The 23,299-nt window shown below is 60.2% G+C and carries 21 protein-coding genes; 16 read left to right on the top strand and 5 right to left on the bottom strand.

Annotation, left to right across the window (positions count from 1 at the left end; translation table 11 throughout):
* The first annotated feature begins 4 nt into the window (after positions 1–4).
* The 8 genes from arfA to AFK67_RS09405 all read left to right on the top strand — a co-directional run bounded on the left by arfA (position 5) and on the right by AFK67_RS09405 (position 10,112).
* Positions 5–1,525, top strand: coding sequence for an arabinosylfuranosidase ArfA (gene arfA / locus AFK67_RS09440; RefSeq protein ID WP_007714504.1), 1,521 nt, complete (start codon positions 5–7; stop codon positions 1,523–1,525).
* Between the two features lie 96 nt (positions 1,526–1,621).
* Positions 1,622–2,809 (top strand): carbohydrate porin, encoded by a 1,188-nt coding sequence (locus AFK67_RS09435; RefSeq protein ID WP_032966676.1) that lies wholly within the window; start codon positions 1,622–1,624, stop codon positions 2,807–2,809.
* Positions 2,810–2,956: 147 nt separating this feature from the next.
* Complete coding sequence (locus tag AFK67_RS09430; RefSeq protein WP_007714510.1) at positions 2,957–4,573, top strand: TIGR04028 family ABC transporter substrate-binding protein; 1,617 nt, start codon at positions 2,957–2,959, stop codon at positions 4,571–4,573.
* Positions 4,573–5,517 (top strand): ABC transporter permease, encoded by a 945-nt coding sequence (locus tag AFK67_RS09425; RefSeq protein ID WP_007714511.1) that lies wholly within the window; start codon positions 4,573–4,575, stop codon positions 5,515–5,517. Before AFK67_RS09430 ends, AFK67_RS09425 begins: the two co-directional genes overlap by 1 nt.
* On the top strand, positions 5,517–6,365 hold the full coding sequence (locus tag AFK67_RS09420) for an ABC transporter permease (protein WP_007714512.1): 849 nt from the start codon (positions 5,517–5,519) through the stop codon (positions 6,363–6,365). Before AFK67_RS09425 ends, AFK67_RS09420 begins: the two co-directional genes overlap by 1 nt.
* Complete coding sequence (locus tag AFK67_RS09415) at positions 6,365–7,975, top strand: dipeptide ABC transporter ATP-binding protein (RefSeq protein WP_007714513.1); 1,611 nt, start codon at positions 6,365–6,367, stop codon at positions 7,973–7,975. The genes AFK67_RS09420 and AFK67_RS09415 overlap by 1 nt, the downstream gene beginning before the upstream one ends.
* Positions 7,972–9,021 carry a putative FMN-dependent luciferase-like monooxygenase gene (locus AFK67_RS09410; RefSeq protein ID WP_038883733.1) on the top strand — a complete coding sequence of 350 codons (1,050 nt, stop codon included), beginning with the start codon at positions 7,972–7,974 and terminating at the stop codon, positions 9,019–9,021. Before AFK67_RS09415 ends, AFK67_RS09410 begins: the two co-directional genes overlap by 4 nt.
* Positions 9,018–10,112: an alkylhydroperoxidase domain protein gene (locus AFK67_RS09405; RefSeq protein ID WP_007714521.1), complete on the top strand. Its 1,095-nt coding sequence runs from the start codon at positions 9,018–9,020 to the stop codon at positions 10,110–10,112. Before AFK67_RS09410 ends, AFK67_RS09405 begins: the two co-directional genes overlap by 4 nt.
* A gap of 24 nt (positions 10,113–10,136) precedes the next feature.
* On the opposite strand, the gene AFK67_RS09400 is transcribed toward AFK67_RS09405, so the two are convergent.
* Entirely contained in the window at positions 10,137–10,955 is an 819-nt protein-coding gene (locus tag AFK67_RS09400; RefSeq protein ID WP_007714523.1) for a Cof-type HAD-IIB family hydrolase, read from the bottom strand.
* Between the two features lie 167 nt (positions 10,956–11,122).
* Positions 11,123–11,686, bottom strand: a complete 564-nt coding sequence (gene smrA / locus AFK67_RS09395) for a DNA endonuclease SmrA (protein WP_007714526.1) — start codon at positions 11,684–11,686, stop codon at positions 11,123–11,125.
* Between the two features lie 294 nt (positions 11,687–11,980).
* Here smrA and AFK67_RS09390 point away from each other — a divergent pair, with 294 nt between their 5' ends.
* The 4 genes from AFK67_RS09390 (at position 11,981) to uspE (ending at position 14,787) form a co-directional block, all read left to right on the top strand.
* The gene (locus AFK67_RS09390; RefSeq protein WP_032966682.1) at positions 11,981–12,256 is read left to right on the top strand and encodes a hypothetical protein; all 276 of its coding nucleotides are present in this window, start codon (positions 11,981–11,983) and stop codon (positions 12,254–12,256) included.
* Positions 12,250–12,765, top strand: coding sequence for a methylated-DNA--[protein]-cysteine S-methyltransferase (ogt, locus tag AFK67_RS09385; RefSeq protein ID WP_007714531.1), 516 nt, complete (start codon positions 12,250–12,252; stop codon positions 12,763–12,765). Before AFK67_RS09390 ends, ogt begins: the two co-directional genes overlap by 7 nt.
* A 176-nt stretch (positions 12,766–12,941) precedes the next feature.
* Positions 12,942–13,694, top strand: a complete 753-nt coding sequence (gene fnr, locus AFK67_RS09380) for a fumarate/nitrate reduction transcriptional regulator Fnr (protein WP_004385865.1) — start codon at positions 12,942–12,944, stop codon at positions 13,692–13,694.
* A 136-nt stretch (positions 13,695–13,830) separates the two neighbouring features.
* Positions 13,831–14,787: a universal stress protein UspE gene (gene uspE, locus AFK67_RS09375; protein WP_007714534.1), complete on the top strand. Its 957-nt coding sequence runs from the start codon at positions 13,831–13,833 to the stop codon at positions 14,785–14,787.
* A 111-nt stretch (positions 14,788–14,898) separates the two neighbouring features.
* Here uspE and pntB read toward each other — a convergent pair whose 3' ends face one another.
* Positions 14,899–16,287 carry a Re/Si-specific NAD(P)(+) transhydrogenase subunit beta gene (gene pntB, locus AFK67_RS09370; RefSeq protein WP_007714536.1) on the bottom strand — a complete coding sequence of 463 codons (1,389 nt, stop codon included), beginning with the start codon at positions 16,285–16,287 and terminating at the stop codon, positions 14,899–14,901.
* Between the two features lie 10 nt (positions 16,288–16,297).
* A complete protein-coding gene (gene pntA / locus AFK67_RS09365) occupies positions 16,298–17,830 on the bottom strand; it encodes a Re/Si-specific NAD(P)(+) transhydrogenase subunit alpha (RefSeq protein ID WP_007714540.1) in 1,533 nt (510 codons plus the stop codon).
* A 525-nt stretch (positions 17,831–18,355) separates the two neighbouring features.
* Here pntA and ydgH point away from each other — a divergent pair.
* The 4 genes from ydgH to rstA all read left to right on the top strand — a co-directional run bounded on the left by ydgH (position 18,356) and on the right by rstA (position 22,422).
* Positions 18,356–19,300, top strand: a complete 945-nt coding sequence (gene ydgH, locus AFK67_RS09360; protein ID WP_007714542.1) for a DUF1471 family protein YdgH — start codon at positions 18,356–18,358, stop codon at positions 19,298–19,300.
* A gap of 185 nt (positions 19,301–19,485) precedes the next feature.
* Positions 19,486–20,868: an amino acid permease gene (locus AFK67_RS09355; RefSeq protein WP_038883736.1), complete on the top strand. Its 1,383-nt coding sequence runs from the start codon at positions 19,486–19,488 to the stop codon at positions 20,866–20,868.
* Between the two features lie 30 nt (positions 20,869–20,898).
* A complete protein-coding gene (gene folM, locus AFK67_RS09350; protein WP_007714547.1) occupies positions 20,899–21,621 on the top strand; it encodes a dihydromonapterin reductase in 723 nt (240 codons plus the stop codon).
* A 75-nt stretch (positions 21,622–21,696) separates the two neighbouring features.
* On the top strand, positions 21,697–22,422 hold the full coding sequence (gene rstA, locus AFK67_RS09345; protein ID WP_007714550.1) for a two-component system response regulator RstA: 726 nt from the start codon (positions 21,697–21,699) through the stop codon (positions 22,420–22,422).
* Between the two features lie 41 nt (positions 22,423–22,463).
* On the opposite strand, the gene AFK67_RS09340 is transcribed toward rstA, so the two are convergent.
* Positions 22,464–23,216 carry a glucose 1-dehydrogenase gene (locus tag AFK67_RS09340; protein ID WP_007714560.1) on the bottom strand — a complete coding sequence of 251 codons (753 nt, stop codon included), beginning with the start codon at positions 23,214–23,216 and terminating at the stop codon, positions 22,464–22,466.
* Between the last annotated feature and the right edge of the window lie 83 nt (positions 23,217–23,299).

Raw genomic sequence — 23,299 nt, 5'->3', positions numbered from 1 at the left:
CGTTATGACCACGTTATCGTTCACGCTCGACCCGCAGAACGTGATTTCCGCCATCGACCCACGGCTGTTTGGCTCGTTCATCGAGCATCTGGGCCGCGCGGTCTACACCGGCGTCTATGAGCCGGAACACCCGCAGGCGGATGAAGACGGGTTTCGCCAGGACGTGATTGATCTCGTCAAAGCGCTGCACGTCACCACCGTGCGCTATCCGGGCGGCAACTATGTCTCCGGCTTTAACTGGCGCGACAGCATTGGCCCGAAAGAAGAACGTCCGGTGCGCCTCGATTACGCCTGGATAAGCAAAGAGACGAACCAGTTCGGCATCGATGAATTCGCCCGCTGGTGCGAAAAAACCGGCGTCGAGCCGATGATCGCGGTCAACCTCGGCACCGGCACGCCGCAGGAAGCGGGCTATTTTGCGGAGTACTGCAATCACCCCGGCGGCACGACGCTTAGCGATTTGCGCATTCAGCATGGTCGCCGCGAGCCGTATAACTTCCACCTGTGGTGCCTTGGCAATGAAATGGACGGGCCGTGGCAGACCGGGCAGATGAACGCCAAAGAGTATGCGATTAAAGCGCGTGAAACCGCGAAAATTCTGCGCTGCATCGACCCGCAGGCGCAGCTGGTGGCCTGCGGCAGCTCAAGCTCGGCGATGACGACGTTCCCGGAGTGGGATCGCATCGTGCTGGAGGAGCTCTACGACTACGTCGATTTCATCTCCTGCCATCAGTATTACGAGAACGAAGGCAGCGAGACGGATTTCCTCGCCTCGTTTGTGAATATGGACAATTTCATCGAAACCATTGTCAGCACCGCCAACTATGCCAAAGCCGTGCGGCGCAGCAATAAAGACATGATGATTTCGTTTGATGAGTGGAACGTCTGGTATCTGCGCGGCGACCCGTGGGACGCGCCGATGAAAGATCCGGCGAACCGCTTTCGCGTTGCCCCGCCGCTGCTGGAAGACCGCTACTCGTTCCTCGACGCGCTGGTGATGGGCGGGCTGCTCTGCTCGCTGCTGAATCACGCCGACCGGGTAAAAATGGCGAGCCTGGCACAGCTGGTGAACGTGATCGCCCCGATTTTCACCGAGCCTGGCAAAGGCGCGCTCTGCCAGACGCTCTTCTGGCCGTTCGAAATGGTCGCCAGCGTCAGCGATGGTGTAGTGTTGCGCCACCAGCTGCCGGTGCCGACGTTCGCGAGCAAATATGGCGACGCGCGCAGCGTGCAGTCATCCGTCGTGTATAACGAGGCGCGCGGCGAAATTTACGTCTTTGCCGTCAACTGCGACTTCACCACCGCCTATGAACTGGATATCAACCTGCCCGCCTTCAGCGACTGCCGTCTGACGGAACATAAGGTGCTGCGCAGCGACGATCTCTACGCCAAAAACACCTTTGACGATCCGAACCGCGTGCACCCGGAAATCATCGATTACCCGCACAGCGGCCTGCGCGATAACCGGGTCACGCTCTCACCGCTGACCTGGAACCGCATCACGCTGTCGGTCGCCCGCGCGTAAGGCGCGCCCACTACCTCTGACAGGCCCGCACCGCCGTTTTCGGACGGCGGCAGGGCCGCCGTATGCCTGAAAACTGACAACAATAAGAGAGTCCCCATGAAAAAGATGATGGTACTGCCCTGCGTGTTTAGCCTGCTGGCCCCCTGCGCGATGGCGGAAATCAAAGTGAACACGCCGCAGGGCGACCTGAAATTCTACGGCGACGTGGAATTTAACGTCGACGCGGCGAGCCGCACCGGGCAGCTCACTTCGCTTCGCACCTCTGACGATAAAGACTGGAAGCCGGGCGATCACGAAAAGTGGGATGTCAACGGCCGCATTCTGCTGGGCGTCGATGGCTATCGCGAAAAAAATGGCAATTTCGCCGGGTTCACGGTGCAGCCGCTGGCGGATCTGTCCGGGCATACCAACCTCGATGACGCGGCGTTTTACTTCGGCCAGCCGCAGGCGTGGAAAATCAAAGTAGGCCGTTTTGAAGCCTACGATATGTTCCCGCTCAATCAGGACACCTTTATTCAGTACTCCGGCAACACCGCAAACGACATCTACGGCGACGGCTTCGGCTATGTCTATATGATGAAAGAAGGCCGTGGGCGCAGCAGCAATGGCGGCGCGGTGCAGCTGAGCGGCGAATACGGCAACTGGTATTTCGAGCTGAACAACATGGTGAAAGACGGCACCACGCTGTTTGCCGACGACGCCTATCACGGCAACGCGCTGGAGAATAAAAAGAACGTCATCTATATGCGCCCGGTTATCGCCTGGCGCGACGACCACGTCTCCGCCGCCGTCGCGATGGAAACCAACGTGGTGAGCAATGCGTATGGCTATAACGACGCCCAGGGGCGCTTTCAGGATCAGTCAGACCGTACCGGCTACGGCGCGACCTTTACCTGGAACAGCCTGAAAAACGACCCGGACGACGGCACGGTGGTGAACATCAACACCGCGTACATGGACGCCACCGACGAAACTGACTTCAGCGCCGGGGCCAACGTGCTGTGGCGGCACCTGGAGCTCGGGTATATCTACGCCCATAACAATATTGATGATTTCAATGTGTCGAGCGTCGGCGACGAGGATGGCCAGCTGAAATATCCGGGTAAATATGACATTCACACCGTGCATCTTTCTTATGGCTTCACGAATGTGATGGATATGGACAACTTCAATATTTATCTCGGCGCCTACTGGTCGCAGCTGTCGCTGAAAGACAGCGAGTATGACAACGACGGCGATAAAGACCGCTACGGCGCGCGCGTGCGCTTTAAATACTTCTTCTGACGCCCTCGCCCCTTCGCGCCACGCGAAGGGGCCAAATATATTTTCCGCATTTAGATAGCCATTTTTGTTGGTTCTCATCCCTGCCGCCCTGCGTTTTTATAACGTCGACAGACCATAAATAACAACGGACGATAAGGGACATTCACCATGCACTTCTCTACTACCGCGCGCGGCGTGGCGCTTGGCCTCGCGCTCAGCCTGACGGCCTATGCCAGCGCCGCTCCGGTTAAAGGCGGCACGCTGATTTATCTGGAGCAGCAGGCGCACACGACGCTCTATCCGCCAGCGGGCGGGTTCTACCCCAACGGCGGCATCCTCAATCAGATAACCGATAAGCTGACCTGGCAGAACCCGAAAACGCTGGAGATTGAGCCGTGGATAGCCGAGTCCTGGAGAAGCAACGCCGACAAAACCGAATACACCTTTAAACTGCGCCCCGGCGTGACGTTCTCTGACGGCACGCCGCTTGACGCCACCGCGGTGGCGAAAAATTTCGATACCTACGGCCTTGGCAATAAGACGCTGCGCCTGCCGGTATCCGAAGTCATCAACAACTATCAGCGCAGCGAAGTGGTTGATCCGCTGACCGTGAAGTTTTACTTCAGCAAACCGTCGCCCGGCTTTTTGCAGGGCACGTCGACTATCGGTTCCGGGCTGGTGTCGCTCAGTACGCTGGCGCGCAATCTTGATGAGCTTGGCGATGCGCGCCATATCATCGGCTCCGGCCCGTTTGTGGTGCAGAGCGAAACCCTGGGCCGCGAGGTGAATCTCATCGCCCGCAAAGATTACCAGTGGGGGCCGAAAAACGGCGCGCAGCAGGGCCCCGCCAATCTTGACGGCATTAACATTCTCGTGACGCCGGAAGACAGCGTGCGCATCGGCGCGCTGCTGGCAGGCCAGGCGGACGCCATTCGCCAGGTACAGGCGTATGACGAGAAACAGGCCGCAGACCAGCAGTTCCCGGTCTATGCCGCGCCAACCCGCGGCGTCAATGACAGCATCGCTTTTCGCCCCGCTAACCCGCTGGTGGCGGATCGCAACGTGCGTCTGGCGCTGCTGCACGCCACCAACGCGCGTCAGATAGTCGACACGCTGTTCTCGCCAAACTACCCGGTCGCCACCTCGGTGGTCGCCAAAACCGCGCCCGGCTATCGGGATTTACGCGCGAAGCTGACGTTCGACCCGGCGCTCGCCAACCGCCTGCTGGATGAGGCCGGCTGGAAAAAAGGCGCAGACGGCCTTCGCGCTAAAGAGGGCCGCCCGCTCCGTCTGACGGTCTATGAGTCGCTGCCCCAGCCGCAGAATAAAGAAGTGTTGCAACTGGTGGCGCAGCAGTGGAAACAGGTGGGCGTCCAGCTGAACGTGCGCGCGGGCGACGCGGGTACCAAAGCGCAGGACAGCCTCGACCCGGCCAAAACGCCGGTTAACGTGGTGGAAGTGGGCCGCGCCGACCCGGACGTTATCAAAAGCCAGTTTCATCCGCTCAACCGTGACGCGCTGCTGCAAAAAGGCGGCCTGAGCCAGAAGACCGATTTTCTTGACGACAAGCTCAACACGCTGCTTGCGACCATCGCTTCAGAAACCGACCCGCAAAAACGCCTCGCGGCGGCGGGCGACGCGCAGGAATACCTTGTCGATAACGCCTATATCATTCCGATTTTTGAAGAGCCGCAGGTGTACGCCGCCGCGCCGTGGGTGAAAAACCTGGCGTTCGAGGCGGTGGGCCGTCCGAGCTTTTACGGCGTCTGGCTGGAAAAACACTGATGGAGATGCGTTATCTGAGCGCACGCGTCGGTCAGGCGCTGCTGGTGCTGTGGGCGAGCTTTACCGTCTCTTTTGTGCTGCTGCAACTGCTGCCGGGCGATGCGATCGCCATTAAATTTCAGAACCCGGAGCTTGGTCTGAACGCGCAGCAGATAGCGCAGATGCGTACCGCCTACGGAGCCGACGCGCCGCTGTGGCGGCAATACCTCGAAAGCCTGGGCGGCACGCTGCGGGGAGATTTCGGCTACTCACTCCAGGCGGGCGTGCCCGTCAGCGCCCTGCTGGCGGCAAGCCTTCCGGCGACGCTGCGCCTCGCCGCGCTCGGGTTTACGCTGGCGCTGGTTATCGCCCTCGCGCTTGCCGCGCTCTCCACCTTAAGCGCCGGTCGCGCGTTACGCCGGTTTTTTGCCGCCCTGCCATCGCTGTTTGTCGCGGTGCCGACGTTCTGGCTCGGCATTACGCTCATTCAGCTGTTTTCTTTCCAGCTGCGGCTGATCCCGGTGATTAATCCGGGGTTCTGGGAGGGGCTTATCCTGCCGGTGGTGACGCTGGCGGTGCCTGTCAGCGCCCCGCTGGCGCAGCTGATGATCCGCAATATCGACGTGGTGCTGCACCAGCCGTTTGTCACCGTCGCCCGTGCCAAAGGCGCGAGCCATCGCGGCGTGCTGTGGCGTCATGTGGCGCGCAACGCCCTGCTGCCCGTGCTGACGGTCGCCGGGCTGCTGCTGGGCGAGCTTATTGCGGGCGCGCTGGTAACAGAAACCGTGTTCGGCTTAAACGGCCTCGGGCAGCTCACCCGCGACGCGGTGAACAATCAGGATCTGGCGGTGCTGCAGGCGATTGTGCTGGTGGCGGCGTTCGGGTTTGTGCTGATTAATCTGCTGGTGGATCTGCTCTACCCGCTGTTCGACCCTCGCCTGTCGCTTTCCCGGAGGACGACCTGATGACCACACTTGATGTCTCACACGTTAGCACGCGCCGGGCGCGCGCGCGGCGTATCCCCCACCTGCCGCTGGCGTTAACCCTCGCCTGGCTGACGCTGGCGCTGGCCGCGCTGTGGGCGCTGTTCCCGTCGTGGTTTACCGCATTCGATCCGCTCATCGGCACGCCGGGCGCGCAGCGTCTGGCGCCGGGCGGCGCACACTGGCTCGGCACCGATCAGTTGGGGCGCGACCTTTATGCACGTCTGGTGTGGGGCGCGTCGCAGACGCTTAGCGGCGCGCTGGCCGCCGTCGTGCTGGGCCTCGGGCTCGGCACGCTGTATGGCGTGTTGGCTGGCGCGGCGGGCGGACGTACCGAACAGTGGCTGATGCGCCTCGTGGATGTGCTGCTGGCGATCCCGGGCCTTCTGCTGGCACTGTGCGTCATTATTCTGTTGGGGTTCGGAACGGTGAACGCGGCGCTGGCCGTGGGCGCGACGTCGGTCGCAAGCTTTGCGCGCCTCGCCCGCGCCGAAGTGGTGCGGGTGCGCCACAGCGATTATGTCGAGGCGGCGCGGGCCTGCGGCGGCTCGTTCTTCAGCATTCTCTGGCGGCACATTCTGCCGAATTCGCTGACCTCGGTACTGGCGTACGCGGCGCTGCAGTTCGGTAACGCCATCCTTGCGCTCTCAACGCTCAGTTTTCTTGGCTACGGCACGCCGCCGCCCACGCCAGAATGGGGATTACTGATTGCCGAGGGCCGCAACTACCTTGCGACCGCCTGGTGGCTGACCACGTTCCCTGGCCTTGCGGCCATCGCCGTGGTGCTGGCCGCCAATACGCTCAGCCACCATTACACCCGGAGATCCTGATGAGCGAACCCGTACTTGACGTGCGCAACCTGAGCCTCGGCTGGCGTCACGGGCGCGACGTGCGCCGCGTGGTGCATAACGTCTCGTTTTCCGTCGCCCCCGGCGAAGTGCTGGCGATTGTCGGGGAGTCCGGCTCCGGCAAAACCACACTCGCGCAGACCATTATTGGTCTTGCCGGGGAAAACGGCGTGCTGCTGGCGGGAGATATCCGCCTTAATGGCGAATCGATAGCCCATGCCAGCCCACGGCGAATGAACGCCCTGCGCGGCCAGGTGATAAGCCTGGTGCCGCAGGATCCTGGCAGCTCGCTGAACCCGGTGAAAACCATCGGCGATCAGGTCGCGGAAGTGTTAGCGCTTCACACCCGGCTTAGCCGCGGCGAACGCGAGGCGCAGGTGGTGGCGCTGCTTGAGCGTGTCGGCCTAAGCGAACCGGCGCTACGCGCGCGGCAGTATCCGCATCAGCTTTCCGGCGGCATGAAGCAGCGCGTGCTGATTGCCATCGCGCTCGCGCTGAAGCCTGCGCTGATTATCGCCGACGAACCCACCAGCGCGCTCGATGTGACGGTGCAGGCGCGAATTCTTGATCTGCTCGACACGCTGCGGCGCGATGCCGGGACCGCCGTGCTGTTTATCACCCACGATCTGGCGCTCGCCGCCTCGCGCGCCGACCGCCTGCTGGTGTTTCGTCACGGCGAAATCCAGGAGATCGGCAGCGCGGCGCAAATCACCCACGCGCCGCGCGCAGCCTATACCCGCCAGCTCTTTGCCGACGCCCCGGCGCTCGCCCACGGCTTTCGTGCGCGCCCGGCGGTGAGCGGGCAACCGGCGGCGACGATCCGCGGGCTGACGCAGCGTTTTTCACTGGGGCATGGACATACGCTAACCGCGCTTGACGCGGTAAACCTGACGCTTGAGCGCGGCCTGACGCACGCGCTGGTGGGCGAGTCCGGCAGCGGCAAAACCACGCTGGCGCGCATTCTGCTCGGCTTTCAGACACCGCAGCGCGGCACGGTGACGATTGACGGCATCGACGTTAACGCTACTGACCGCGCCGCGCGCCGCCAGCTGCGCCAGACTATCCAGATGGTCTGGCAGAACCCGTATTCTTCGCTCGACCCGCGCCAGAGCCTGCTGGCTATCATCGAAGAGCCGCTTCGCAACTTCACCCGGCTTTCGCGCGCGCAACGGCGCAACAAGGTCTGTGAGATGGCGGAGCGCGTGGCGCTCGCGCCCGATCTACTGACTCACAAGCCGCACCAGCTCTCCGGCGGCCAGCGCCAGCGCGTGGCGATTGCCCGCGCGCTTATCTGCGACCCGCGGATTGTTATCCTGGATGAAGCCACCTCAGCGCTGGATGTCACCGTTCAGGCGCAGATCCTCACGCTGCTTGAAGAGTTGCAGAACGATCTTGGCCTGACTTACCTGTTTATCTCGCACGATCTCGCCACGGTGCGCCGCTTCGCGCATCAGGTTTCCGTCCTGCGCGCAGGTCGGATTGTGGAGCATGGCGACGTCGCCGACGTCTTCCGCGCGCCACAGAGCGACTACACGCGCCAGCTGCTGGACGCCATTCCGCTTCCCCGCCCGTTAAAGAAGGATGTCGCATGACAACAAAACGCTTAGGTTTTTTTACCCGTCTGCTGGACCGCGTCAGCGCGGCCGAGCGCTACCGGCTCGCGAGCGAGCAAATCCTCCATGCCGAGCGCTGCGGTTTTGATACCGCCTGGGTGGCGCAGCACCATTTTCATGAAGCCGAAGGCGGGCTGCCCTCGCCGCTGCTGTTTTTAGCACATGTCGCGGCGCAGACCCGGCGTATCCGGCTCGGCACCGGCATTATCACGCTGCCGATGGAATCACCGCTGCGCGTGGCCGAAGACGCGGCGGTGCTGGATCTCTTAAGCGAGGGGCGCGTTGAGCTGGGCCTCGGCTCCGGCGGCACGCCGTCGTCGTTCCCGCCGTTTGGGCTGAACAGCGAGGCGCGCGGCGAGGCCTATGCCCGCCATCTGGCGCTGCTGCGCGCGGCGCTGAACGATGAGGCGCTGGCGGGCACGGATAATCACCTTTACCCGCCCGCGCGGGGGTTACGCCAGCGGCTCTGGCAGGCGACGTTTTCGGTAGACGGCGGCGCGCGCGCCGGTCGCGCCGGTGACGGCCTGATGCTCTCACGCACGCAGCCGCGCCCGCAGGATGCGCCGGAGCTGCCGCTGGACGCGCTGCAAAATCCCATCATCGACGCCTATCTCGACGCGCTGCCTGCGGGCATCGCGCCGCGTATTATGGCCTCGCGCACCGCCTTTGTGACCGATAACGGCGAAGACGCTCGCCGCTTCGCCGAGGCCGGTCTGGCCATTCAGGCCGCGCAGTTCCGCGCCCAGGGGCATCGTCTGACGGGCGACACGCTTGCCGACTATATCGCCGCGTTCGATGCGCATCTCGGCACGCCACAGGAGGTTATCGTGACACTGTCACAGGATACGGCGCTGTTACGCGCCACCGACCTCTCCTTCCAGGTGCATTCGATCGATCCGCCGCACCCATTTATTCTGCGCTCCATCTCGCTGCTGGCGCAGCAGGTGGCGCCTGCGCTTGGCTGGAAACGCGCCGTCCCGGCGGCGGAAAACGCCACGCTTAACCCGATTAAGGAAACCTTATGACGCATCATGCCGATCTGCTCGATACCCTGGCCGGGATTGTCCCGGGCTCCCCACTGGCGCTGGCGCGCGCCACCCGCGAGGCCGCTACGCTTAACATCGCCCACAGTGACGAGGCGCTCTTTGAGGGTGGCAGCTCCCTGACGCGCACTGAGCGCCTGCACCTGGCGCGGGAGGTGGCGCGCTGGCACGAGGATGACGCGTTAAGCGCGCATTACGCGGCGGCGCTGGGGCACGATCCGGAGGCCAGCGCGCGCATCGGCGCGGCGCTGGGCTATGCGGAGATCCTCGCTTTTCGCCCGGTGCAGGCGACGGCGCAGGACGTCGCGACGCTCGGCACGGCGGGTTTTAGCGAAGAGGCGATTGTCACGCTGGCGCAGGTGGTTGCGTTTGTGAGTTTTCAGAGCCGCGCGCTACGCGGTTACCGGCTGATCAGCGGCAGAACCGTGACGGGGGATACTGCCGTACCGCCTGCGGGGCGCTGGCATACCGAGCCGACAACCCAGCGCGGCGAGTCCGCCCCGACGGCGTTTACCCAGGACGAACTCGGCTGGGCGCCGTGGGTCGCGCCAAAAGCGCTGGCGGCGTTCAGCCCCGATGAGCAGGAGACGCTGCGCCGTTTCGGGCATCAGGATTCCGACTATTTCCGGCTGCTGGCGCGTAATCTGCCGGTACTGGAAGCCCGGACGCTGACGGATAAAGGCATTTTCTATACGCCGGGCGGGCTGGCGCGGGCGGAGCGTGAGCTTGCCGCGACGGTGGCGAGCAAAGTGAACGGTTGCATCTACTGCGCCTCTGTCCATGCCCGCAAAGCAAGCCAGCTTTCAAAAGCGAACGACGCGGTGCAGCGGTTGCTGGAGGTCGCGCCCGGCGAGAGCCTGAGCGCCGGGCAGTCGGCGCGCTGGAAAGCGATTATCGATTTCAGCGCCGCGCTGTCGGCCACGCCTTCAACGGCCGGCGCGGCTCACGTGGCGGCGCTGCGCGATGAGGGACTGACCGACCTCGAGCTATTGGATCTGGTGCAGGCCACCGCGTTTTTCGCCTGGGCCAACCGGCTGATGCTGACCCTCGGCGAGCCGTTCATCCCGGCCTGACCGCGCCGGGCGTGAATGCCCGGTTTACTGGTCGTTAAAGGGGCTTTGGTGATTCAGCACGGCGTCGATGACCTGTAACGCGCCGCTCTGGTTGTTAGAGCCGGTCGCAAAACGCGCCGTCTCTTTAACCTCGGCCGCCGCGTTGTCCATCGCGAAGGAGTATCTGGCGAGGCGCAGCATTTCGAGATCGTTTGCGCTGTCGCCTACCGCCACGCAGGCGTCCGGCCCGATATTCCAGCGCGCCATCAGCCGCTCCAGACCACTCGCTTTATGCGAGCCGGGGATTATCAGGTCGACAAAACCGTAACCGCTGGTGACGGGCTTCACGACGCCTTCGAGCTCGTTATGCAGATTCGCAATCAGCGACGGGATCTGGTTGTCCGGCAGGTTCAGCGAGAATTTAAAGATGATGTCGTCGATAGCGAAGAGATCTTCGACCGGCTTCAGGCGGTGATAGTGCTTCGACATCAGACTAGTAAACGCCTGCGGCGCGCCCGCCTGGTAATAGGCGCTTTCGAGCCCGCAGACCACATAGTTGAAATCGCCCTGCGCCGAGAGCGTGGCGATCACCTGATGGTACTGCTCGCGGGTGAGTTCGCCGTGGTGGATACGCTCGCCGTGGTCATAAACCAGCGCGCCGTTTTCCGCGACAAAGGCGATATCGTCCTTGATCTCCGGGAAGAACGAGATGAGCTGGTAATACTGGTTACCGCTCGCCACCACGAATTTAATGCCCTGCTGCTTCAGCGCCGCATACTGCGTTGTAAATCTCTCTTTGTCGTACTGTTTGTTGTCGTTAAGAAAGGTGCCGTCCATATCTACTGCGATGAGCTGAATCTTCATACTGCCTCATTTAGTCGTTACCACATCAGCGGCTCATGCTAACACTGTTTCATCAGGTTTCCATATGAGTAAAGGCGTAATCATTTTCATATGAAAGTGCCCGCACCAGTGCGCGGCGGGATGCGCGCCACACAAAAGATGACCGGACGGCGAGCGCCCGGCGGGAATTAACGGCTGCGTTTGGCGTGGCGTTCCCAGTTTTCCTGTTTCGCCTCGGCAGATTTTTTCAGCGCCACATAACAGGCGCCGCTGCCGCCGTGGTGGGCGAGCGCGGTGCAAAACGCCTGCACGTCGTCAAGCTCGGTGAGCCAGCGCGCCAGATAGCTGCGGATGATGTTGGCGTGGGAGTTATCCTCGCGCCCTTTGCCGTGGATGATAAGCAGGTTGCGCAGCCCGTCGCGCTTCGCCTGGTGAATAAACGCGAAGAGGGTCTGACGGCACTGCTCCACCGGCTGGCGCAGCAGATTCAGGCTCGCCTGCTGGGTGTATTTGCCGAGCCGCAGTTTATCCAGCACGCCCTGCTGTAGCCCTTCGCGGCGAAATTCGAGCGGCGTTTTGAGCGGAACTATCTCCAGAAAACCGGTCGTGAGCGGGTTGTCGAGCTGCAGCGTGTCGATGCGCTGCGCCGGGCGGCGGGGCTGCGGCTTCAGCCACGGTGTGGCGTCAGCGTTCTTCAGCGGTTTGACATCTTCCATGGCGTCAAGAAAGAGTGATTTTTCGTCAGGGTTCACGGTCAATCCTCCGGGACGTCTTCAGGGCGCACACTATATCCTCCCTTTCAGAATGGCTCAATGCGCAGTAAGAGGGGGAAATATTTTCATCAGGCGCGGGGATTTACCGGGCGTTAACCTCGTTTCAGACGGTTTGCGCAGATCACATTATTTATCTGCCTTGTGCGTTAATGTTAAATATCTGTGAATGAAATCACCCCTTCGCTGTGACAATGTGCATTTCTATTGCTATATATTTCTTATCCGCATGTTAAGGAATAATAATGGCGGCAACGAAAGCCAGGAAGCGCTGCTGTGTGTACTGTGGGGCCTGAATATGATGTCTTCAGGCTCTATTTTTTATTTTCCGAAGAAAATAAAGTCCGCTCTGTTTTTTCTGAAAATGCAGGCGACACCGCGCAGACGTTTATCCCGCATCTTGCGCTCATGACGAGCCAGGCGCGCCACAATGGCCGCTTCGGGCAAGGGAATGCCCGCGACATCCCCCTCCGGCTCCTCCTGTGGCGGTATGGTGAGCGCCCCGCCGCCATGCTATTTTTGACGCCCCAACAAGGAGAACGCCCATGCTGACTTTACTGGAAGACAAAATCGACACGCCGCTCGGCCCCTTGTGGGTGATTGCCGATGAAGAGATGCGCCTGCGCGCCGTCGAGTGGGAAGAACACAGCGACCGCATGGAACAGTTACTGGCCATCCACTACCGCCAGGAGGGCTTTCGCCGCGTGCGCTGCGACAACCCCGGCGGGCTGAGCGACCGCCTGCGCGCGTGGTTTGCAGGCTCTCTGGCGGCGATTGATGACCTGCCGACCGCAACCGCGGGCACGCCGTTTCAGCGTGAAGTGTGGCAGATGCTGCGCACCATTCCGTGCGGTCAGGTGATGCATTACGGCGAGATGGCGCAGCGGCTGGGGCGTCCGGGCGCGGCCCGCGCCGTGGGGGCGGCGAATGGCGCCAACCCGATCAGCATTGTCGTACCGTGCCATCGGGTGATCGGGCGAAACGGCACGTTAACCGGTTATGCAGGCGGCGTGGCGCGTAAAGAGTGGCTGTTACGCCATGAAGGTTATTTGCTGATTTAATTTACCCTGTAAAATAATATTTTTTTGGAATTATTAAACCTGCCGTAATTCAGATGGATGCATTAAACGTCAGATTTAAACCAGGATCTTTTACCTAATTGCGCCATAGCTGGATTTACCTGTGCGGTCAAAAGATGTTAAAATTGACCAATATCAATTAAGGCTTGAGCGAACTTATGATCCCGGAAAAGCGAATTATACGACGCATTCAGTCTGGCGGTTGTGCCATCCATTGCCAGGATTGCAGTATCAGCCAGCTGTGTATCCCTTTTACACTGAATGAGCATGAGCTGGATCAGCTCGATAATATTATCGAGCGTAAAAAGCCCATCCAGAAAGGGCAAACGCTGTTTAAAGCGGGCGATGAATTAAAATCGCTGTACGCTATCCGTTCCGGCACCATTAAAAGCTACACCATCACTGAACAGGGCGATGAGCAGATCACCGGCTTCCACCTGGCAGGCGATCTGGTGGGTTTTGACGCTATCGGCACCGCGCACCACCCAAGCTTCGCTCAGGCGCTGGAAACCTCGATGGTCTGCGAAATCCCGTTCGAGACGCTCGACGATCTCTCCGGCAAAATGCCGAGCCTGCGCCAGCAGATGATGCGTCTGATGAGCGGCGAGATCAAAGGCGACCAGGACATGATCCTGCTGCTGTCTAAAAAGAACGCCGAAGAGCGCCTCGCGGCCTTTATCTATAATCTGTCGCGCCGTTTCGCCGAACGCGGCTTCTCGCCCCGCGAATTCCGCCTGACCATGACGCGCGGCGATATCGGCAACTACCTCGGCCTGACCGTGGAAACCATCAGCCGTCTGCTGGGCCGTTTCCAGAAGAGCGGCATGCTGGCCGTAAAAGGCAAATATATCACTATCGAAAACCACGAAATCCTGGCGGAACTGGCCGGACAATCCCGTAACGTGGCATAAGCTTTTTCCCTCCGGCCGGATCGTTAAATTTTGCTGATTTATTGATCCGGCAGGGAATTCTCTCCTGTTTCATTCACACCATATGGGTTACTCTTAAACGACAAACTGTGGGTAAGCAGTTGTAAGGAGACCCTGTATGGCAAGGTATCAAAACATGCTGGTGGCCATCGACCCCAATCAGGATGACCAACCGGCTCTACGGCGTGCAGTTTATCTACACCAGCGAATCGGCGGGCGAATCAAAGCCTTTCTGCCGATTTATGACTTTTCCTACGAGATGACCACCCTTCTGTCTCCCGACGAGCGCACCGCTATGCGCCAGGGTGTCATCAGCCAGCGCACCGCGTGGATCCGCGAACAGGCGAAATACTACTTAGACGCGGGCGTTCCCATCGACATCAAAGTGGTGTGGCACAACCGCCCTTTCGAAGCCATTATTCAGGAAGTCCTGAGCGGCGGTCACGATCTGCTGCTGAAAATGGCGCACCAGCATGACCGACTGGAGTCGGTGATTTTCACGCCCACCGACTGGCATCTGCTGCGTAAATGCCCCTGCCCGGTCTGGATGGTGAAAGACCAGCCGTGGCCGGAAGGCGGTAAAGCGGTGGTCGCGGTGAATCTCGCGAGCGAAGAGCCTTACCATACGGGCCTGAACGAGAAACTGGTGCGCGAGACGCTGCATCTCGCCGAGCAGGTTAACCATACCGAAGTGCATCTGGTCGGCGCCTATCCGGCAACGCCGATTAATATCGCCATCGAACTGCCCGACTTCGACCCGAGCGTTTATAACGACGCGATTCGCGGTCAGCACTTGCTGGCGATGAAAGCGCTGCGCCAGAAATTCAGCATCGGCGAGCGCATGACGCATGTCGAAAAAGGGCTGCCTGAGGAGGTGATCCCGGATCTGGCTGAGCATTTGCAGGCCGGGATTGTGGTGCTTGGCACTGTCGGGCGCACGGGCCTTTCCGCCGCGTTTCTCGGTAATACCGCCGAGCAGGTTATCGACCATCTGCGCTGCGACCTGCTGGTCATCAAGCCGGACGACTACCAGAGCACGGTGGAGCTGGATGAAGAAGAGGACGAGGACGACTGACGTCTCACCACCCGAAGAAAACCCGCCGGTCGGCGGGTTTTTTATTGCCTGAACGACTGCGACAGGCGTAAAAAAACCGCCAGCGGGCTGGCGGTTTGTCGGGGTTAACGCTTACAGCGCTTTGAGGATAGCATCCACGCTCGCTTTGGCGTCGCCAAACAGCATCTGCGTATTCTCTTTAAAGAACAGCGGGTTCTGTACGCCAGCGTAGCCGGTGTTCATCGAGCGCTTAAAGACGATAACGTTCTGCGCCTTCCACACTTCCAGTACCGGCATCCCGGCGATGGGGCTCTTCGGATCGTCCTGCGCGGCTGGGTTGACGGTATCGTTCGCGCCGATGACCAGCACCGTGTCGGTATCGCTGAAATCGTCGTTGATCTCATCCATCTCCAGCACGATGTCGTAAGGCACTTTCGCCTCCGCCAGCAGCACGTTCATATGGCCCGGCAAACGGCCCGCGACCGGGTGAATGCCAAAGCGCACCTTGATGCCGCGCGCGCGCAGTTTCTCGGTGATTTCCGCGACCGGATATTGCGCCTGCGCCACCGCCATGCCGTAGCCAGGGGTAATGATGACCGATGTGGAGTTTTTCAGCATTTCTGCGGTTTCTTCCGCCGTGATCTCGCGGTGCTCACCCACTTCTTCGCTCTCGCCCGTGGAAGAGCCGTCCGTGCCGAAACCACCGGCGATCACGCTGAAGAACGAGCGGTTCATCGCCTTACACATGATGTAAGAGAGAATGGCGCCCGAGGAGCCCACCAGCGCGCCGGTGACGATCAGCAGATCGTTGCTCAGCATAAAGCCCGCTGCCGCAGCCGCCCAACCGGAATAGGAGTTGAGCATGGAGACCACCACCGGCATATCCGCGCCGCCGATGGACGCCACCAGATGCCAGCCGAACGCCAGCGCGATAAGCGTCATCACAAACAGCGCGAAGACCTGCGTACCGGTGCTGTCGGTCTGCACGAAAATCAGCAGCAGGATGAAGGAGACGACCAGCGCCGCCAGGTTCAGCTTATGGCGATTCGGCAGCATCAGCGGTTTTGAAGAGATCTTGCCGCGCAATTTGCCAAACGCCACTACCGAGCCGGTAAACGTCACCGCGCCGATGAAAATGCCGAGGAACACTTCGGTCAGGTGGATATTCACCAGTACCGGCGCGAGGCCCGGCTCATGGTGCAGGTAGCTGTTAAAGCCCACCAGCACGGCGGCGAGCCCCACGAAGCTGTGCAGGATAGCCACCAACTCCGGCATTTCGGTCATCTCGACGCGTTTGGCGAGACGAATACCGATAGCGCCGCCGATGGCCATGGCGATGATTATCCAGCCCACATTGCTGGCGTACGGCCCGAAAATGGTCGCGATCAGCGCAATCGCCATCCCCGCGATGCCGAACAGGTTGCCCTGTCGTGAGGTTTCGTGTTTAGAAAGCCCCGCCAGGCTGAAAATAAAGAGAATTGCGGCGACGATGTACGCAGCCGTAACTAATCCTCCAGACATGAGTAACCCCTTAGTTCTTCCGGAACATTTTCAGCATGCGCTGAGTGACGGTGAAACCACCAAAAATATTGATGCTGGCGATAAGAATCGCGATAAAGCTGAGGAAGCTTATCCAGCCGCCGTCGCCAATCTGCAGCAGCGCGCCGACCACGATAATCCCTGAAATCGCGTTAGTGACCGACATCAGCGGCGTATGCAGCGCGTGAGAGACGTTCCAGACCACGTAGTAGCCCACCACGCAGGAGAGCGCGAAGACGGTAAAGTGACCGAGGAAATCTTTCGGCGCGACGTTCGCAAGCCAGCCAAACAGAATAATGGCGAGCGCGATAAGCGCATATTTACGCCACGGCGACGCGGGCGCTGGCGGCTCTACCGGCGCGGCTTTCGGCTTCGCGGCGGCCGCCTGCGGCTGTGCGGAAACCTGAATCGGCGGCGCAGGCCAGGTGACCTCACCTTCGCGGATCACCGTCACGCCGCGCACCACGACGTCGTCAAAATCGACAACCACCGCGCCGTCTTTCTCTTTACACAGCAGTTTCAGCAGGTTAACGAGGTTGGTGCCGTAAAGCTGCGAGGACTGGGTCGGCAGGCGGCCCGGCAGGTCGGTATAGCCAATCACTTTTACGCCGTTGGCGGTGACGAAAACCTCATTTGGCACGGTGTATTCGCAGTTGCCGCCGTTTTGCGCCGCGAGATCGACAATCACGCTGCCCGGCTGCATGGAATCGACCATTTCACGGGTGATAAGCTTCGGCGCCGGTTTGCCGGGAATAAGCGCCGTGGTGACGATAATATCCACCTCTTTCGCCTGGGCGGCGAAGAGCGCCATCTCAGCTTTGATGAACGCCTCGGACATGACTTTGGCATAGCCGTCGCCGCTGCCCGCTTCTTCTTTAAAATCGAGCTCCAGGAACTCAGCGCCCATGCTCTGCACCTGCTCTTTGACTTCCGGGCGGGTGTCGAAGGCACGCACGATAGCGCCGAGGCTGTTGGCGGCGCCGATCGCGGCAAGGCCCGCGACGCCTGCGCCAATCACCATCACTTTGGCGGGCGGCACTTTACCGGCGGCGGTGATCTGGCCGGTAAAGAAGCGGCCAAACTCGTGCGCGGCTTCCACAATCGCGCGGTAGCCCGCGATATTCGCCATAGAGCTCAGCGCATCCAGCGACTGCGCGCGCGAGATGCGCGGCACGGAATCCATCGCCATGACGGTGACGTTTTTCGCGGCCAGTTGCTCCAGCAGCTGCGGATTCTGGGCAGGCCAGATAAAGCTAATCAGCGTCGTGCCTGGGCGCAGCAGCGCGATTTCTTCTTCCTGCGGCGCGTTAACCTTCAGGATGACATCCGACGCCCAGACTTCGGCGGTTTCCACCACGCTTGCGCCTGCGGCGATAAACGCGTCGTCATCAAAACTTGCCAGCTTACCGGCATCGCGTTCCACCGCGACGCTGAAACCGAGCTTCAGCAGCTGCTCCACCGTTTTTGGGGTCGCCGCGACGCGGGTTTCCAGCGCCACCCGCTCTTTTGGTACACCAATACGCATAGTATTCCCTTCCATCGATTTTTAAGATGGTCTGTCACTCGCTTAGCAGACGAAAACGCCCGGCGAAAAAGCGCGGCGCCGTGGTGTTCGCCATCCATATCGTTGTCACAAACTTTCTATAACCTACTGAAATAAACGCCTTCGATCCACCGTCGGGGACAACTATTTAACGGTTAATGAGTGAAAGTGTAGCGGCTTCGCCGTCTGGCAGGGATTTTTGCTTAAAAGTCGCGGTCAGCCGCTACGATTGTGCGCTTTTAGGTATGCAAAAAACGATTCTGCGCGGCGTAAGCGGCGTGGTTTAACAATGATTTAACTTAAAAAGTCATAAGCTTTATCAATTTTAGTGGTCAGAGGACGATTTTCGCCACTCATAACCTGAAGTTATTTATAAACCGCACGTGGTAGCATCAGGTGTGAAAAATGGCGCAGACATCCGGCACCTTTCAATGCAATAATCAACGACTAACCATTTCACACAGGCTGTATCAGTACCTGTTTTGCGCAAGGCGAAGGACTATTTTTATGAAGCTCAAGCACACCCTTCTGGCGACCGCGCTGTTTACCGCGGCTTCGCTGTCAGCTCAGGCGGCGACAGAGTTAACGCCGGAACAAGCCTCGGCGCTGAAACCTTATGATCGCATCGTGATCACGGGCCGTTTCAACGCCATTAACGAAGCGGCCAACGCCGTTTCCCGTCGCGCAGACGCTATGGGCGCGGCGTCCTATTACATTCTTGACACCAGCGACACCGGCAACAGCGGCAACTGGCGAGTGGTGGCTGACGTTTATCGCGAAAACGCGCCGAAAGCCGACGCCCCGAAAAACCGCGTCATCAACGGCGTGGTCGAGCTGCCAAAAGATCAGGCCATCGCTCTTGAGCCTTACGATACCGTCACCGTGCAGGGCTTCTACCGCAGTCAGCCGGAAGTGAACGACGCCATCACCAAAGCGGCGAAAGCCAAAGGCGCTGCCTCTTTCTGGATTGTGCGCCAGGTTGACACCAATCAGGGCGGCAACCAGCGCATCACCGCCTACATCTATAAAGCCGACGCGAAAAAACGCGTGCTGCAGAGCCCGGATGCCATTCCGGCAGACTCTGACGCTGGCCGCGCGGCGCTGGCCAAGGGCGGCGAAGAAGCCAAAAAAGTCGAAATTCCGGGCGTTGCCACCACGGCCACACCGAGCAGCGACGTCGGCCGTTTCTTTGAAACGCAGTCCTCAAAAGGTGGACGTTACACCGTCACTCTGCCGGACGGCACGAAAGTCGAAGAAGTGAACAAAATCACCGCCGCGCAGATGGTGCCGTTCGACAGCGTCAAATTTACCGGTCACTACAGCAGTATGACCGATATCTCCTACAACGTGGCGAAACGTGCCGCGAAGAAAGGCGCGAAGTACTACCACATCACCCGTCAGTGGGAAGAGCGCGGCGGCAATATGACCATCAGCGCCGACCTCTACAAGTAAGACCTTTCTCTCAAAATAAAGCGGCCCTGGCCGCTTTTTTTGTTTTTCCGCTACATTTTGTGTATGCCGCATTGCAAGCGAGCTTCGCACTCCGTAAAATCCCGCGCCTTAGTGCGATCCACCATTTTTATGCGCTTTAGCACAATAATTATTCTGGATCTTTCCTTTTGCTAAACAGGTTGTCTATGGAAAAGAAGCTTGGCCTCGCCGCGTTAACCGCGCTTGTTTTAAGTTCCATGCTGGGTGCCGGGGTATTCAGTCTGCCGCAGAATATGGCCGAGGTGGCAAGCCCGGCGGCGCTGCTGATTGGCTGGGGGATTACCGGTGTGGGGATCCTGCTGCTGGCGCTGGCGATGCTGTTTTTAACCCGCCTGCGCCCTGATCTCGACGGCGGCATCTTTACCTATGCCCGCGAAGGGTTTGGCGAACTGGTCGGCTTCTGTTCCGCGTGGGGTTACTGGCTGTGCGCCGTGATTGCCAACGTCTCGTATCTTGTTATCGTCTTCTCCGCCCTGAGCTTTTTTACCGACTCCCCCGAACTGCGCCTCTTTGGCGACGGCAACACCTGGCAGGCGATTGTCGGCGCGTCCGTATTGCTGTGGGTCGTGCATTTTCTGGTGCTGCGCGGCGTCCAGACGGCGGCGAGCATTAACCTTGCGGCGACGCTCGCGAAACTCGTGCCGCTCGGCCTGTTTGTGGTGCTGGCCGTGATCGCCTTCCATATGCCTACTTTTACGCTCGATTTTACCGGTGTCGACCTCGGCGTGCCCGTCTGGGAGCAGGTGAAAAACACCATGCTGATTACGCTGTGGGTGTTTATCGGCGTGGAAGGCGCGGTCGTGGTCTCCGCCCGCGCGCGCAATAAAAAAGATGTCGGCATGGCGACGCTGCTCGCCGTGCTCGCGGCGCTCACCGTGTATTTGCTGGTGACGCTGCTGTCGCTTGGCGTGCTGGCGCGCCCGGAGCTGGCGCAGATGCGCAACCCCTCAATGGCCGGGCTGATGGTGAAAATGATGGGCTCATGGGGCGAGGTGATCATCGCCGCCGGACTGATTGTCTCGGTGTGCGGCGCGTACCTGAGCTGGACCATTATGGCCGCCGAAGTGCCGCTGCTGGCCGCGCAGTATAAAGCGTTCCCGCGCCTCTTCGCGCGCCAGAACGCGCGCAACGCGCCGTCGGCGTCGCTGTGGCTCACTAACGCCAGCGTGCAGATTTGCCTGGTACTTATCTGGGCGACCGGCTCCGATTACAACACGCTGCTGACCATCGCCTCCGAGATGATTCTGGTGCCCTATTTCCTGGTCGGCGCCTTTCTTCTGAAGATAGCCCACCGTCCGCTGCATAAGGCAATTGCTGTCGGGGCATGCATTTATGGCCTATGGTTGCTGTATGCCTCAGGCCCGATGCATCTGCTGCTTTCCGTGGTGCTGTACGCGCCTGGCGTGCTGTTTTTCCTCTACGCGCGCCGCACCCATGTGGAAAACGTGGCGCTGAAAGGACAGGAGAAAATTGTCATCGGCCTGCTGCTGGTCGCCGCGCTGCCAGCCACCTGGATGCTGGTGCGCTAATTTCCCTGTCCCCTTAGCTTAAGGAGAGTCATGGTGAAAAAACTGGATAAGCCCATTGTCATCACCGGTGCGGGCCGCCGAATCGGTCTTGCGCTGGCGCACCATTTTCTGGCGCAGCATCATGATGTGATTGTCAGCTACCGCACCCGTTACCCGGCCATTGACGTGCTGGAGGAGGCAGGCGCGGTCTGCATCGAAGTCGATTTCTGTCATGACGACGGCATTCTGGCCTTTGCCGAGGCGGTGAAAGCGCGCACCGCCCATATCCGCGCGCTGCTGCATAACGCCAGCGCGTGGCAGAATGAAAGCCCGAATGTGCCGCCCTCTGAAGTGCTGTGCGCCATGCTGCAAATCCATGTGCACGCGCCCTATCTCCTGAACTTCGCCCTTGAGCCGCTGCTGCGCGGCCAGGGCCACGCCGCCTGCGATATTATTCACTTTACCGATTATGTCGTGGAGCGCGGGAGCGACAAGTACGTCGCCTATGCCGCCAGCAAAGCGGCGCTCGATAACCTCACCCGCTCGTTCGCCCGCAAGCTCGCGCCGGAAGTGAAAGTAAACGCCATCGCGCCGTCGCAGATCCTCTTTAACGAGCACGACAACCCGGAATACCGCCAGAAGGCGCTTAACAAGTCGCTGATGAAAATCGCCCCCGGCGAAAAAGAAATTATCGACCTGGTGGATTATCTCCTCACCAGCCGTTACGTCACCGGACACAGCTACCCGGTGAACGGCGGCCGCCCGTTGCGTTAACCTGTTGAAGCGCCGTTGCTGGCGCCACGCGCCCGCCCGGTGTATCCTGGTGTTTTTACCGCAACGCAGAGTGCTATGAGCAAGATCGTTTTTGTTGAAGATGACCCGGAAGTCGGCGAACTGATCGCCGCCTATCTGGGCCGCCATGATATCGATGTGATTGTCGAAAGCCGCGGCGATCGCGCTGAGGCGGTCATTGCGCGCGAGAACCCGGATCTGGTGCTGCTGGATATTATGCTGCCTGGCAAAGACGGCATGACGCTGTGCCGCGATCTGCGCACCCACTGGCAGGGGCCGGTCGTGCTGCTGACCTCGCTTGACAGCGATATGAACCATATCCTGTCGCTCGAAATGGGCGCCAGTGACTACATCCTGAAAACCACGCCGCCTGCGGTGCTGCTGGCGCGTCTGCGTCTGCATCTGCGTCAGAACCGGGCCGCGCCCGCGCCGGGCGATGCGGCCCCGACACACCAGCCGCACAAGGCGCTGCGTTTCGGCACGCTGTGCATCGACCCGCTGAACCGCCAGGTGACGCTTGTCGGCGAGCAGATTGCGCTCTCCACGGCGGATTTTGACCTGCTATGGGAGCTTGCCACCCATGCGGGCCAGATTATGGACCGCGACGCGCTGTTAAAAAATCTGCGCGGCGTGAGCTATGACGGGCTGGATCGCAGCGTGGACGTCGCGATTTCAAGGCTTAGGAAAAAGCTTAACGACAGCGCCACCGAGCCGTATCGCATCAAAACCGTGCGCAACAAAGGGTATCTGTTCGCGCCGCACGCCTGGGAAAGCGACGCGTAAGGGCTGCGTCGCGCGTCAGTGCGCGGCGCAATTCTCAAAGATTAAATCTGCGCCATGCCGCCGTCGACAAACAGCTCGACGCCGTTCACAAAGCTTGACTCGTCTGAGGCCAGAAACAGCACCGCTTTCGCCACTTCATCAGGGTGCCCGACGCGCCCCAGCGGGATCTGCGCGTTAAGTTCATTTTTAACGCTTTCCGCCTGCTCGCCGCCGCCGAAGAGTTCATTCAGCCCCGCGGTGTTCACCGGCCCCGGGCTCACGGCATTGACGCGGATGTGGCGGTCTTTGAGATCGAGTATCCAGTTGCGCGCAAAACTGCGTATCGCCGCTTTGGTCGCGCCGTAGACGCTGAAAGCGGGCGTACCGGTAGAGCCAGCCGTAGAAGACGTCAGAATCACAGACGCCCCGTCGCGCAGCAAAGGCAGCGCTTTCTGCACCGTAAACAGCACGCCTTTGACGTTGGTGTCGAAGGTCTCCTGATAGTGCGCTTCGGAAATAGCCCCGAGCGGCGCGAACTCGCCGCCGCCTGCGTTGGCGAAAATCACATCGATATGACTGTGGCGCTGCTGCACCGCTTCATACAAGCGGTCGATATCCGCAAGCAGGCTCATATCGCCCCGCACTCCTGTGACATTGTCACCTAACTGGCGCAACGCGTCGTCAAGGGCAGCCTGACGACGGCCGGTAATAAACACATGCGCGCCTTCGCTGGCGAAGGCTTTGGCGGTCGCAAGGCCAATACCGCTGGTGCCGCCGGTGACGATAACCACTTTGTTGCTAAAACGTGCGTTCATAGCTCTATCCTCAGTAAGTGATGACGGGATGTCATGGGCAGAGAATAAGCGCTTCCCATGAGGCTGTGTACCAGGACAAAATG

It is taken from the genome of Cronobacter dublinensis subsp. dublinensis LMG 23823, from assembly GCF_001277235.1.
GTDB classification, from domain to species: domain Bacteria; phylum Pseudomonadota; class Gammaproteobacteria; order Enterobacterales; family Enterobacteriaceae; genus Cronobacter; species Cronobacter dublinensis.
The sequence above is the reverse complement of the archived record's forward strand: the minus strand, read 5'-3'. Positions and strand labels throughout refer to the sequence as shown.

Coding starts and splice junctions, on each gene's coding strand:
- arfA (WP_007714504.1), top strand. CDS start 5: ATGACCACGTTATCGTTCACGCTCGACCCGCAGAACGTGATTTCCGCC.
- AFK67_RS09435 (WP_032966676.1), top strand. CDS start 1,622: ATGAAAAAGATGATGGTACTGCCCTGCGTGTTTAGCCTGCTGGCCCCC.
- AFK67_RS09430 (WP_007714510.1), top strand. CDS start 2,957: ATGCACTTCTCTACTACCGCGCGCGGCGTGGCGCTTGGCCTCGCGCTC.
- AFK67_RS09425 (WP_007714511.1), top strand. CDS start 4,573: ATGGAGATGCGTTATCTGAGCGCACGCGTCGGTCAGGCGCTGCTGGTG.
- AFK67_RS09420 (WP_007714512.1), top strand. CDS start 5,517: ATGACCACACTTGATGTCTCACACGTTAGCACGCGCCGGGCGCGCGCG.
- AFK67_RS09415 (WP_007714513.1), top strand. CDS start 6,365: ATGAGCGAACCCGTACTTGACGTGCGCAACCTGAGCCTCGGCTGGCGT.
- AFK67_RS09410 (WP_038883733.1), top strand. CDS start 7,972: ATGACAACAAAACGCTTAGGTTTTTTTACCCGTCTGCTGGACCGCGTC.
- AFK67_RS09405 (WP_007714521.1), top strand. CDS start 9,018: ATGACGCATCATGCCGATCTGCTCGATACCCTGGCCGGGATTGTCCCG.
- AFK67_RS09400 (WP_007714523.1), bottom strand. CDS start 10,955: ATGAAGATTCAGCTCATCGCAGTAGATATGGACGGCACCTTTCTTAAC.
- ogt (WP_007714531.1), top strand. CDS start 12,250: ATGCTGACTTTACTGGAAGACAAAATCGACACGCCGCTCGGCCCCTTG.
- fnr (WP_004385865.1), top strand. CDS start 12,942: ATGATCCCGGAAAAGCGAATTATACGACGCATTCAGTCTGGCGGTTGT.
- uspE (WP_007714534.1), top strand. CDS start 13,831: ATGGCAAGGTATCAAAACATGCTGGTGGCCATCGACCCCAATCAGGAT.
- pntB (WP_007714536.1), bottom strand. CDS start 16,287: ATGTCTGGAGGATTAGTTACGGCTGCGTACATCGTCGCCGCAATTCTC.
- pntA (WP_007714540.1), bottom strand. CDS start 17,830: ATGCGTATTGGTGTACCAAAAGAGCGGGTGGCGCTGGAAACCCGCGTC.
- ydgH (WP_007714542.1), top strand. CDS start 18,356: ATGAAGCTCAAGCACACCCTTCTGGCGACCGCGCTGTTTACCGCGGCT.
- AFK67_RS09355 (WP_038883736.1), top strand. CDS start 19,486: ATGGAAAAGAAGCTTGGCCTCGCCGCGTTAACCGCGCTTGTTTTAAGT.
- folM (WP_007714547.1), top strand. CDS start 20,899: ATGGTGAAAAAACTGGATAAGCCCATTGTCATCACCGGTGCGGGCCGC.
- rstA (WP_007714550.1), top strand. CDS start 21,697: ATGAGCAAGATCGTTTTTGTTGAAGATGACCCGGAAGTCGGCGAACTG.
- AFK67_RS09340 (WP_007714560.1), bottom strand. CDS start 23,216: ATGAACGCACGTTTTAGCAACAAAGTGGTTATCGTCACCGGCGGCACC.